Origin of the sequence: uncultured Pelagimonas sp. (assembly GCF_947498515.1) — a bacterium.
GTDB lineage: Bacteria > Pseudomonadota > Alphaproteobacteria > Rhodobacterales > Rhodobacteraceae > Pelagimonas.
Genome location: NZ_CANMKO010000009.1, coordinates 46141 through 58186, shown reverse-complemented (window position 1 = coordinate 58186; position 12046 = coordinate 46141). Strand labels below are relative to the sequence as shown.

The window sequence follows — 12046 nt, the reverse complement described above, 5'->3', positions numbered from 1 at the left end:
CTATTTAAGCTCTAACTCAAACACCTCGTCCGACCACCCATCTACAAAACACCGTGCGCGAATAAACACGCTTTTAGCCCCGTCGGGAACCGCGACGCCGGAAAGGCTCCGGGTGAAGGGTTGTTCGTTCACATGCGGATGCGCCAAAACGCGCAGGCCAAGGACTGTGCCATCCGCATCTTCGACCCGCCACCCGTCGGCATAATGATCCCACCCGGTATCAGGGTGGGTCAAGGTCACGGACACGCGGCCATCGGGGCTTATTTCGGCGGCGGTTACGACGGGGGCATCAGCCAAGCCTTGGGTCGCAAGGCACAGGAAAGGAATCACATATTTCATGCCAGCCAACTTAACAGGGAAAGTGCGCCCGCAAAGTCACGAGCTTGTGCGGTCGCTGGTATCCAACAGGACTTCGCGTGAGACCGACGCAAATTCGCGGCGGATGATGACGGCAACGGTAAACACCGTTGCTAGCAGCAAAGGAATGGCCCCACCAAGCCAGGCCGCCGAGGCGATGCCGAAATAAACCGCGCGCAAGCCACGATTATAGGCGCGGGCCGCGGTTATATTGACTTCGGCAGCTTTCATGGCGCGCGGCATCGCAACGGGGTCCGACGCGTCATTCGGCACCGCCGCCATCAAAACTGAGCAGTATCCAAACAACCGGTGTGACCAGACAAATTTCAAAAAGGCATTCGCCGCCATGATCAGCATCAGAATGAGCTTGAGCTCCCACACCACCACAGGATCGGCACTTGCGGTCAAATCCTGCGCTACGCCGCGCAGCTGATCGGCATTTCCCAACAAAGCAAGCCCACCGCCAATAGCGATCATACTGGCCGAGGCAAAAAACGCGGTTCCTTGACGAAGGCTCGCAACGATCTGGCTGTCAAAAATGCGCGGTTCGCGGGTCACGAATTCGCGCATCCAAATGCGACGATATTCCGCCATCAGCTGCGACGTGGAGGGGCGGCGCTTGGGCGGGTGTTCGATGATGTGGCTGATCCCCAACCAAAACACCAAAAACACACCAACCGCAGCAAGATCAAGCGGCGTCAAAGCGGCAATGACCGTGTCCCAGCCCATCTAGAAGGGTTTGACCACAACGGCCCAGAGAATGGCGATGGCCCCGAAGACGCTCACCTCGTTAAAGATACGCAGGAACATTTCGGATTCGGTGAACACGCCTTTGCGGGCGCGCAGAACCAGCCGCCCAGTCCAGACATAATGCGCGGCCAGTGCCGCCACCAACGTCAATTTCAGATGCACCCAAGCGGGCCATCCCAAATCGTGCGCCATCCAAAGCCCGGTGATCAAGGCGATCACCCCAAGCCCGGCGGAAAATCGATAGAGCCGGATCGTCAAGTCCCCAAGGGGGCCAAATTCACCCAATCGGTCCCATTCACGCTTCCAATAGATCAGCGCGCGCGGCACGGCAAAGATGGAGGTCATCCATCCCATGACGCATAGCAAGTGTATGATTTTCACCCATTCCATAGCTGCAAATGACCTATCTCGGTGACAAAGTGCAAGGCGAGACTGCCTGCCTCTCAAAATTATGCTCGCTATTTCTGAATTTTGGTTATATTAGTTTACCAATTACTGTGAGGTGCCCTATGCAAATGCCGAGACCCGATGCCAGCGTATTGGCCCGAAAGGCGCGGATCGTTGCCCAATTGCAGGCCGTTCTACCGCAAGGGGCGGTCATCTCGGATGAGGCAGAAACACGCGCCTATGAATGCGACGCGTTGACGGCCTATCGCTGTCCACCTTTGGTCGCCGTGCTTCCCGCCAACACCGAAGAAGTCAGCGCCGTGTTGAAGGTCTGCCATGCCGAAGGGGTGCCCGTTGTGCCACGTGGGTCCGGCACGTCGCTCGCCGGTGGCGCGCTTCCAACCGCGGATTGCGTCATCTTGGGCGTGGCGCGCATGAACGAGGTTCTGGAAACCGACTACGACAACCGGTTTATCCGGGTGCAGACCGGGCGAACCAACCTGTCGGTGACCGGAGCGGTCGAAGAAAACGATTTCTTTTACGCCCCTGACCCGTCGTCGCAGTTGGCCTGTGCCATTGCAGGCAACATTGCGATGAACTCAGGCGGGGCGCATTGTTTGAAATATGGGGTAACCACCAACAATCTTCTGGGTGTGACCATGGTTCAAATGGATGGCACAGTGGTGGAAATTGGTGGCGCGCATCTTGATGCCGGCGGCCTAGACCTTTTGGGGCTCATCTGTGGGTCCGAAGGACAGTTGGGCGTTGTGACCGAAGCCACATTGCGCATTTTGCGCAAACCCGAAGGCGCACGTCCGGTCTTGATGGCCTTTGACAGCAATGAAGTCGCCGGGGAATGCGTCAGCGACATTATCAAAGCCGGTGTATTGCCGGTTGCCATTGAGTTCATGGATCGCCCTATTCTGGAAATTGCCGAAAATTTTGCCAAGGCGGGGTATCCCGAATGCGAAGCGCTTTTGATCGTCGAAGTCGAAGGGTCAGACGCGGAGATTGATGAACAGCTGACCAAGATCTTGGACATCGCGCGCCGCCACAACCCGGTTGAGCTCCGCGAGGCGCAAGATAGCGACGATGCCACCCGCATATGGCTTGGCCGCAAATCGGCCTTTGGCGCGGTCGGCCAGGTCGCGGATTACATGTGTTTGGATGGCACGATCCCGGTCTCCGAACTGCCCCGCGTTCTGAATGGCATTTCCGAGCTGTCGACCAAATATGGCTTGCGTGTTGGCAATGTATTTCACGCAGGGGATGGCAATATGCACCCTTTGATCATGTTTGACGCCAACAAACCCGGCGACCTTGAACTCTGTGAGCAGATGGGGGCCGAGGTGCTTAAGCTATGTGTCGAGGTCGGTGGATGCCTCACCGGGGAGCACGGGGTTGGCATCGAAAAACGTGATCTGATGGTTGATCAGTTTACCCCCGAGGATTTGGAAGTGCAGATGGCGGTCAAAGATGTGTTTGATCCAAAATGGTTGCTGAATCCGGCCAAGGTTTTTCCTTTGGCGTCGTCTGAAACCCGTCGCACAGGCAAAATCGCAGCAGAGTAAGGGGCCAGCCCCATTGCACCAAGGCGCATTCACCCCGGAGTTTATTTGGCAAGATGAAGACACTGTCCCCACAAACAGAAGCCGAGCTGGCAGAGTGCATTTCCTCCGCCCAAGGGCCGTTGCACATTCAAGGTGGCGGCACCCGGTCAATCGGTCGGATTAACGCCGCCACAACGCTGGAAACCACCGGAATTTCGGGTATTTCTCTTTACGAACCCGGTGCGCTGACCTTGGTGGCGCAGGCCGGGACCCCCTTAGCCGAGATCGAGGCGGCCTTGCTCCCTGAGCGGCAACGATTGGCTTTTGAACCACAGGATTTGCGTGGGTTATTGGGTACAACGGGGCAATCCACCATCGGTGGCGTGGTAGCGAGCAACAGCAGTGGACCGCGGCGAATTCAAGCCGGGGCCTGCCGTGATTTCACCCTTGGCACGCGGTTTGTTGATGGCACCGGAACCGTTTTGAAAAATGGCGGCCGGGTGATGAAAAACGTCACCGGTTATGATCTGGTCAAATTGTTGAGCGGAAGTTGGGGCACCCTTGGCGTGCTGACCGAGGTCAGCTTGAAAACCCAGCCTTTGCCGGAAACGGCAGCCTGCATTTTGATCAATGGGTTAAGCGATAGTGAGGCGGTGACCGCCATGTCACGCGCCTTGGGGTCGCCCTATGAAATCACCGGGGCCGCGCACGCCCCCGCCGGAATAGATGGCCATCCGGTCACCATGTTGCGGATCGAAGGGTTTGAAGGCTCTGTCAGCTATCGGGCCGAAGAGCTCCGCAAAATGTTCTCCGACAAGGATGTTGCGATTGAGCGATCACCGGACCGGTTGAAAGACGGCTGGCGTTGGGTCCGTGATGTCGCGTTGATGCAGGACAAGCCCGGCGACGTTTGGCGCATTTCGTGCAAACCATCGGACGCGCCAGAATTGGCGCACCGGCTAAAGGCCACGTCGCTCTTGTACGATTGGGGCGGCGGCTTGATCTGGGCCTTGATGGGCGAAGGAAGCGATGCCCGCAAGCGTTTGGGAGATTTCGGCGGCCACGCGACCTTGGTCCGCGCGTCAAAATCCGGGGCAACACCCCCGACATTTCATCCAGAACCGGCAGCGCTGGCAACGCTTTCCAAATCTTTACGCGCCAAGTTTGACCCCAAGGGAATACTGAACTCCGGGATCATGGACTGATGGAACTCAACTCGCTCGTCGCCTTTGGTGTCACTTTTGGCGTTGGGCCGGTTCTATGCGCTGTTTTATTGCGCCTACCGGCTGGCTTGCGAACAATGGCGACAATAGGCGTGGCCTTGGTTGCCGCGATTTGGGCCGCCCATCATTTTCAAACCTCCTCCGCCAACGGGGCGGTCGAAGCCTTGGCCGCCATGTGGCTGGCTTGGGTGTTGGGGGTTAGCATGGTTGGATTGGCATTGCTGCACCGTATTGATCATCCGCGCGTTCGACGCGGCATCACCCTTACCGCCATTTTGGCAACCACTCTGCCTTGGTTCGGATTGGCCACGGCGCAAATGATGGCCTGATATGCAAACGACCTTTACCGACGAGCAGTTGAAAGACCCCGCCACGGCGCGTGCCAATGAGATTTTGCGCAGCTGTGTGCATTGCGGGTTTTGCACCGCCACCTGCCCCACTTATCAGGTGCTGGGGGATGAGTTGGATAGTCCGCGCGGTCGGGTATACCTCATCAAAGACATGTTGGAAAATGAGCGGGTGCCGGATGAAAAGACCGTCCAACACATTGATCGTTGCCTAAGCTGCCTTGCCTGTATGACGACCTGTCCATCCGGTGTGCACTATATGCATTTGGTTGATCACGCGCGGTCTTACATCGAAAAGACCTATAAACGCCCGCTGTCTGATCGCATGCTGCGCTGGGTATTGGCGAAAATCCTGCCACATCCGACCCGGTTTCGCCTTGCACTATTAGGGGCCAAAATCGGTCGTCCCTTTGCATTCTTGATGCCCGATGCTCGGTTGAAAGCCATGCTCGCTATGGCTCCCAAATCCATTCCACCAGTAAGCCGCAATGACGATCCGCAAAGCTTTGCCGCAAAAACCTCGCGCAAAATGCGCGTGGCCTTGATGACGGGATGTGCGCAAAAGGCGCTGAATACCGATATCAATGATGCCACCATTCGCCTCCTGACCCGGTTGGGGTGTGAGGTGGTGGTCGCCAAAGGGGCCGGATGTTGTGGCGCGTTGACCCACCACATGGGGAAAGACGACCAAAGCCACGCCGCCGCCGCCAAAAACATCACCGCTTGGGGCGCAGAAATGTCCAGGGACGGGCTAGATGCAATTGTTATCAACACCAGCGGATGTGGCACGACGGTTAAGGATTACGGCTATATGTTCCGCAATGACAACCTTGCCGATGGGGCCAAAGCGGTGTCCGATATCACCATGGATATCAGCGAAGTCCTCATGAAACTGGACTTGCCCGAAGGGTCCGCCAAAGGCCTCCGCGTTGCCTATCACGCGGCGTGTTCCTTGCAGCATGGGCAACAGATCAAAACCTACCCCAAAGACCTCTTGAAGCGCGTGGGGTTTGAGGTCGTTGAACCGGCTGATAGTCATCTTTGCTGCGGATCGGCGGGCACCTATAACCTTATGCAGCCTGAAATTTCCGGGCAACTCAAGGAACGCAAAGTGAAAACCCTCGAAGCCAAGAAGCCCGATGTCATCGCGGCGGGCAATATCGGGTGTATGATGCAAATTGGATCGGGCACGAACACGCCAATTGTCCACACTGTTGAGCTGTTGGACTGGGCGACTGGCGGGCCAAAACCACCGGCGCTTGCCTAATTGCACCACCGTTCGGGCGAAAATCTCGAATTCGGAAAACGTTGCTCGGTGAATTGATCATTTTGCCCTAATTTTGCCGCATCCTTTGGATACCCAGTGGCAAAACGGGATTGATCTGTGCGCGCGATATTTGCGATCTGTCTGATTTTATGGGGCAACTGTGCTTTGGCACAGGGGCTTTTTTCGCTGAATAGCAACCAAGACGGCCGCAAATGGGAGGCCGTCGGGCGCCTTGAAATTTCGGGGCAAGCCTTTTGCACAGGTGCGTTGATTGCCCCGGAATTGGTTCTGACCGCCGCTCATTGTTTGTTTGACCCTGTCGAAGGCACCCGCGTTCCGGTTGAGGAAATCCAGTTTCTGGCCGGTTGGCGCAACGGGCGCGCGGCGGCCTATCGCCGGGTACGCAAGGCGGTCCCGCTCCCTGAATATGACTTTGCGGCTTCGTCCAACACCACGCGCGTGCGCAACGATCTAGCGCTAATCGAGCTACAACATCCTATTCGAAATACAACGATTGATCCGTTTGAAACCGACATCCGCCCCAATCAAGGCGCGCGCGTTGGCGTTGTTTCTTATGCACATGACCGATCCGAAGCGCCCTCATTGCAGGAGTTGTGTCAAGTGATGGCGCAACAGGATGGTATGTTGGTGCTGTCCTGCGCGGTTGATTTCGGGGCTTCGGGGTCCCCTGTGTTTTCGTTTGATGCCGAAGGAACGCCGCGCATCGTGTCCGTCGTTTCTGCCAAGGCGCAGGCCAACGGACAACCCGTGTCTCTTGCTGCGCCTTTGAACGGATTGCTCGACACATTGATTATTGAATTGGAAAACGCGGGAGAAAAGGGGGTCGGCCTATCGACTATGGCCGCCGGAAGCCGCCGCGAAACAGGAGCTAAATTTATTAAGCCATGAAATATTTTTTAACGATTGCAGTGGTTTTGTTTGCATGTGTTCATTCCGCCCTCGCCTTTGACGTCATGGATCGCCGCGGTGAATTGTTGGGCTGGGAAGCAGTTGGTCGGGTTGATAACGGTCGGGGGTATTGCACCGGCACTTTGATTGCCCGCGATGTGGTTTTAACAGCTGGACACTGTGTTCACAGGCGATCGGGCCGCCCTATTCCTGCCAGCGAACTCCATTTCAAGGCAGGGTATCACCACGGCAAGGCCATTGCCGTCCGCAAAGTGACCAAATGGGTTGTCGCTCCTGGCTACAAACATGGAAAAGACGGTCGCGTAACAACAGACCTGATGTCCCATGACGTGGCTTTGCTCAAACTTGACTACAAGATTGTCAGCTCCGAAGCCGACCCTTTCAAAATTCAAGACGAAGTTCCGCTCGGCACCACCGTCAGTGTTGTTTCCTATGGCAAAGGCCGCGACGAAGTTCTGTCCCGAGAGGCCAAGTGCAATATCGTCCAAGTCTATGTTGGCGGCGTTCTTGGAATGGATTGCAACACAACCTCCGGCTCCTCTGGCGCACCGGTCTTTGTCCGTGATGGCGGGCGGTCACGAATTTTAGCAGTGGTATCAGCCGGCGGAAAAGGCCGGAATGGCCAAAAAATCGCGTTTGCGGCTCCTGCATCTGAATTGGTTACCACGCTAATGGCCAAGTTGCGAAATGATGCCTCACGCCTCAAACCGGGCAAAGGTGCCAAACGAATAACCATCGGACAACGCGACGCTGGCGGCGCACGGTTTGTCAAACCCTAGGGCTTGAAACCCGATTTTCCTCTCCCCATCTCAGTGTCATCAGGGTGCCTAACGCTGGGCCCTGAGATCGAACAAATGCCTGTCCCAAATGGGAAGGTTTCAACAAGGATCGCTCAACGGAGGATTCCATGCGACATTTTGATTTTGCCCCCCTGCACCGTGCATCTATTGGCTTTGACCAGATTGCAGACATGATGGACCGAGTGCTGGAAAATGATGCCCCGCAACAGGGTTACCCCCCTTATAACATTGAAAAAACATCGGACGATGCCTATCGCATTTCCTTGGCCGTCGCCGGGTTTTCGGATCAGGATTTGACCATTGACGTCAAAGAACAGTCTTTGGTTGTGACCGGGCGAAAAGCGGACGGGAACAAGGGTAAGACCTACCTGCATCGTGGCATTGCTACCCGCGCGTTTGAGCGGAGTTTCCACCTTGCCGATCACGTGCGCGTTGTCGGGGCCTCTCATTCGGACGGGATGCTTCACATTGATCTGGCCCGTGAAATCCCCGAGGCGCTAAAACCGCGCCGTATCGCCATTTCCAAACCTGAATCGGCGTCGACCGAACAGGATGTGGTTGACGCACAGGCGGTAAACTAACCCCCTTTTCAGTCTGTGTTTCGATGGCCCCGGCATCTCCTCCGCCGGGGCCATTTGCGTTTGTCATTGACTGTTGGCGCGGCTGATTTATGCCTTAGCCTATGGATTGGCGATCAGTGAATTTCGATTGGAACAGAGCGCGGGCTTTTTTGGTCACCGCCGAGGAAGGCTCGCTTTCGGCGGCGGCGCGTGCCCTTGGTATGGCGCAACCCACGTTGGGCCGCCAGGTCGCCGGACTTGAAGAAGAGCTGGGCGTGACCCTGTTTGAACGGGTTGGACGTGGGCTTGAGCTGACCCAAGCCGGGCATGAATTGCTGACCCATGCCAAGGCGATGGGCGACGCAGCGCTTGAGATTTCCCTAGTAGCCAGCGGTCAGTCCGAAGAGCTTGAGGGCACTGTTAGCATCTCGGCCACCGAACTCTATTCGGTCTGGGTGCTGCCGCCAATCATTGAACATTTGCGCGTCCAGGCGCCCGGTATCAAAATCAATATAGTTTCGTCAAATTTGGTCAGCGATTTACGTCGCCGCGAGGCGGATATTGCCATCCGAAATGCCCGCCCCGAGGACCCGGACCTATTTGGTAAACTGATAGCAACCGATACCGGAACTTTTTTTGCGTCTCGCGCATATTTGGACCGGCTCGGCCCGTTCTCTGGCCTTGGCGATCTCGGGCGGGCCGAGTTCATCGGCTTGGGTGAAAACGATGACATCATCACCCCGTTTCGGGAATTTGGTATCCCAGTGACCGAGGCCAATTTCAAAACCAACACCGCGTCCCACTATGCGCATTGGATGTTGGCAAAACAGGGGGTTGGCATTGGTGTCGGCCCTTGTGCCATGGGTGACGCCGACCCGGATTTGTACCGAGTTCTGCCGGATGAGCCGAAATTTGAATACCCCGTTTGGTTGGTCGCGCACAGAGAGCTGCGCACCAACCCGCGCATTCGTTTGGTGTGGGATGTAATCGCAGACAAGCTCCCCGGGTTGCTAACCGGGGAAACCGACTAGCCCGATCCGATCAGCGCCCCGGCGGCAAACACAAGCGCTCCGCCGACCACAACTTGGAAGGTTGCGCGCCAAAACGGGGTGTCCATGAACTTGTTCTGGATCCAAGCAATCGCCCAAAGTTCGACAAAAACAATGATCAACGCCAAAGTCGTCGCGGTCCAGAAATCCGGGATGAGATAGGGCAAAGCGTGCCCAAGCCCGCCAAGCGTGGTCATGATGCCAGAGGCAAATCCGCGTTTCCATGGCGACCCACGTCCGGACAATTGCCCATCATCCGACGCCGCTTCGGTAAAGCCCATCGAAATCCCGGCCCCAACCGAGGCCGCGAGACCTACCAAAAAGGTCGTCCAAGTGTCTTGTGTTGCAAATGCGGTGGCAAAAATCGGGGCAAGGGTCGACACCGACCCATCCATCAACCCGGCCAATCCCGGTTGGACCCAAGTGAGCAAGAATTGACGTTTTTCAGTCGCTTCTTCGTCGTCCAACGCCTCGTCGGATAGACCCGATGTCATGTTTTCTGCCGCGTTTTGGTGCCCGGCCTCTGCCGCCGCCAAATCACCAAGCAACTTGCGGGTTCCGGCATCACTGCTCCGTTGCGCAGCAGAAAGGTAGAACCGTTCGGCGTCTCGCTCCATCGCGGCGGCTTCTTCGCGAATTTTTTCAAGCGACAGGTTTTCAACAAGCCAAACCGGGCGGCGCGCGTAGTAGCCCGCAACATGTTCACGCCGAATAAGGGGGATGACATCGCCAAACCGTTTTTGATGTAAACCAATCAACGATGCACGATGTGTGTCTTCTTCGGTGGCCATACCATCAAACACGCTGGCGGTTTCCGGGTATTCACTGCGCAATCGCTCTGCGTAACTCCGATAAATACGTGCGTCGTCTTCTTCGGACGAAATCGCTAGCGCGAGAATTTCTTGCTCGGACAAATCATCAAAGCCGCGTCGGTGGGTCAAAAAGCGCATCCATGGCTCTCCAAGTTAGAATGAGTCTAATGTAGGCGAAAATTTCATAGCCGCAATGCAGAAAACTAAACGCTTTAGTTCAGTTTTCACTTGCAAACTGAACCGATTGGTTTAGTTATCTAAACGAAACAGTTTAGAAGGATCTAAAACGATGCGCTCCGTAGCTCTTGCCGCCCTCCTGGTTCTTTCAACCGGCGCAGCTGCCATGGCTTTGCCAACCTTTTCTCTGCCCGATTTGACATTTCCCGCCCCCACTGGTGACGTAACTCAGGGGTGCTCGAACCTCGCGTCGGGCGATATTGTTTGCGAGTGACGCTTGGTTCCTTGCCGCGAACGAATCACCGCCGCTATAAAGGGGCGGTGATTTCGGGGAAAAAACATGACTGCTGATACTGGCGTTCGTAAGGGACGCAAATTTGATCAGGTGCTCGATGGCGCGCGCGAAGTGTTTTTGCGCGACGGGTTCGAGGGGGCCAGCGTTGACGACATCGCCAAAGAAGCAGGTGTTTCAAAGGCCACGCTTTATAGCTACTTTCCCGATAAACGCCTTTTGTTTATGGAGGTTGCCTCGGCGCAATGTCGTGCGCAAGCATCAGACGCGTTGACAAGTATGGACCTGACGGCACCGCCTCGGCAGGTTCTGACCATGGCCGGTCAAACTTTTTTGCGATTCATCTATTCCGACATGGGCCAACGCATGTTTCGAATCTGTGTCGCAGAGGCGGATCGTTTTCCCGACATTGGCCGTGAGTTTTATCACAGCGGGCCGATGATCATGCGCCATGCCACCATCGAATACTTAAGCGCCGCACGTGATCGCGGTGAATTGCAGATCGAGGATATGGCTCTTGCGGCGGATCAGTTTGCCGAATTGTGCAAAGCGGATCTTCATCCCAAATTGATGTTCGGCATCCAAACCACCTTTAGCGACGATGAAATTGCGCGAATTGTGGATGGCGCTGTCGAGACCTTCATGGCACGTTACGGCGCATAAGCGGCCCCTGTTTGAGGCCGCAACTTGCCTTGGAGAACATGCATGAAGGTCGTTTCGGAAAATCGCTGTTTTGGTGGGGTGCAGGGTGTCTATAGCCATGCGTCCAAGGCATGTGCATGTGACATGACCTTTGGCCTATTCCTGCCTGACGCGGCGCAGTTCGGCGAAGTCCCGGTGCTCTGGTACTTGTCCGGTCTGACCTGTACCCACGAAAACGCTATGGTCAAAGCCGGGGCTCAGGCTTGGGCCGCTGAAGAAGGCATCGCACTGGTTTTTCCGGATACATCGCCGCGCGGCGATGATGTGGCCAATGACGAGGCCTATGACCTTGGCCAAGGGGCCGGATTTTACGTCAATGCAACCGAAACCCCATGGGTCCCGCATTTCCGCATGTGGGACTACATCGCGGATGAGCTGCCAGCCCTCCTCGGAGAAAACTTCGCCGTCGATCTAGAGCGTCAATCGATCACCGGCCACTCCATGGGCGGGCATGGCGCGCTCACCCTTGCGATGTCCTTGCCCGGTCGTTTCAGATCGGTGTCGGCCTTTGCGCCAATTGCCCACCCCACCGCCAGTGATTGGGGACGCAAACAGTTGGCCGCCTATTTGGGCACCGATGAAACAACATGGGCCGGCCATGACGCCACGCTTTTGATGCAGGAAACCGGCTTTGACGGCCCGGTCCTGATTGATCAAGGGGGGGATGACCAATTCCTAGACCTGCTCAAACCCGAAGCCCTAAGCGCGGCTATGGCGGCCAAACGTCAGGACGGCACCTTTCGGATGCAAAAGGGCTATGATCACAGCTACTTCTTTGTCTCGACCTTCATGGAAGATCACGTGGCCTTTCATTCGAATGCCCTATACGCCTGACATAGAAAC

The 12046-nt window shown here is 56.2% G+C and carries 14 protein-coding genes; 10 read left to right on the top strand and 4 right to left on the bottom strand.

Going from position 1 to position 12046, the window contains the following annotated elements:
* From Q1A43_RS16970 to Q1A43_RS16960, 3 genes are read right to left on the bottom strand one after another with little or no spacing between them, the layout of a single operon-like run.
* On the bottom strand, nt 1-339 hold the full coding sequence (locus Q1A43_RS16970; RefSeq protein WP_299937135.1) for a hypothetical protein: 339 nt from the start codon (nt 337-339) through the stop codon (nt 1-3).
* A 36-nt stretch (nt 340-375) separates the two neighbouring features.
* Nucleotides 376-1086, bottom strand: a complete 711-nt coding sequence (locus Q1A43_RS16965) for a DUF599 domain-containing protein (protein ID WP_299937132.1) — start codon at nt 1084-1086, stop codon at nt 376-378.
* Nucleotides 1087-1497: a CopD family protein gene (locus Q1A43_RS16960; protein WP_299937129.1), complete on the bottom strand. Its 411-nt coding sequence runs from the start codon at nt 1495-1497 to the stop codon at nt 1087-1089.
* 119 nt (nt 1498-1616) lie between these two features.
* On the opposite strand from Q1A43_RS16960, the gene Q1A43_RS16955 reads away from it, so the two are divergent.
* The 8 genes from Q1A43_RS16955 to Q1A43_RS16920 all read left to right on the top strand — a co-directional run bounded on the left by Q1A43_RS16955 (nt 1617) and on the right by Q1A43_RS16920 (nt 9202).
* Nucleotides 1617-3065, top strand: a complete 1449-nt coding sequence (locus Q1A43_RS16955; protein ID WP_299937127.1) for an FAD-linked oxidase C-terminal domain-containing protein — start codon at nt 1617-1619, stop codon at nt 3063-3065.
* 62 nt (nt 3066-3127) lie between these two features.
* A complete protein-coding gene (locus Q1A43_RS16950; protein WP_299937364.1) occupies nt 3128-4249 on the top strand; it encodes an FAD-binding protein in 1122 nt (373 codons plus the stop codon).
* Nucleotides 4249-4596 (top strand): hypothetical protein, encoded by a 348-nt coding sequence (locus Q1A43_RS16945; protein ID WP_299922928.1) that lies wholly within the window; start codon nt 4249-4251, stop codon nt 4594-4596. The genes Q1A43_RS16950 and Q1A43_RS16945 overlap by 1 nt, the downstream gene beginning before the upstream one ends.
* Nucleotide 4597: 1 nt before the next feature.
* Nucleotides 4598-5881, top strand: a complete 1284-nt coding sequence (gene glcF / locus Q1A43_RS16940) for a glycolate oxidase subunit GlcF (RefSeq protein WP_299937124.1) — start codon at nt 4598-4600, stop codon at nt 5879-5881.
* Nucleotides 5882-6046: 165 nt separating this feature from the next.
* Nucleotides 6047-6790, top strand: a complete 744-nt coding sequence (locus Q1A43_RS16935) for a trypsin-like serine protease (RefSeq protein WP_299937121.1) — start codon at nt 6047-6049, stop codon at nt 6788-6790.
* Nucleotides 6791-6855: 65 nt separating this feature from the next.
* A complete protein-coding gene (locus tag Q1A43_RS16930; protein WP_299922922.1) occupies nt 6856-7590 on the top strand; it encodes a trypsin-like serine protease in 735 nt (244 codons plus the stop codon).
* A 128-nt stretch (nt 7591-7718) separates the two neighbouring features.
* Nucleotides 7719-8192 (top strand): Hsp20 family protein, encoded by a 474-nt coding sequence (locus Q1A43_RS16925; protein ID WP_299922920.1) that lies wholly within the window; start codon nt 7719-7721, stop codon nt 8190-8192.
* Nucleotides 8193-8293: 101 nt separating this feature from the next.
* The gene (locus tag Q1A43_RS16920) at nt 8294-9202 is read left to right on the top strand and encodes a LysR family transcriptional regulator (RefSeq protein ID WP_299937119.1); all 909 of its coding nucleotides are present in this window, start codon (nt 8294-8296) and stop codon (nt 9200-9202) included.
* On the opposite strand, the gene mbfA is transcribed toward Q1A43_RS16920, so the two are convergent.
* Nucleotides 9199-10170: an iron exporter MbfA gene (gene mbfA / locus Q1A43_RS16915; protein ID WP_299937116.1), complete on the bottom strand. Its 972-nt coding sequence runs from the start codon at nt 10168-10170 to the stop codon at nt 9199-9201. The genes Q1A43_RS16920 and mbfA overlap by 4 nt on opposite strands.
* 379 nt (nt 10171-10549) lie before the next feature.
* On the opposite strand from mbfA, the gene Q1A43_RS16910 reads away from it, so the two are divergent.
* Nucleotides 10550-11164 (top strand): TetR/AcrR family transcriptional regulator, encoded by a 615-nt coding sequence (locus Q1A43_RS16910; protein ID WP_299922914.1) that lies wholly within the window; start codon nt 10550-10552, stop codon nt 11162-11164.
* Between the two features lie 42 nt (nt 11165-11206).
* A complete protein-coding gene (gene fghA, locus Q1A43_RS16905) occupies nt 11207-12037 on the top strand; it encodes an S-formylglutathione hydrolase (RefSeq protein WP_299937113.1) in 831 nt (276 codons plus the stop codon).
* The last annotated feature ends 9 nt before the right edge of the window (nt 12038-12046 follow it).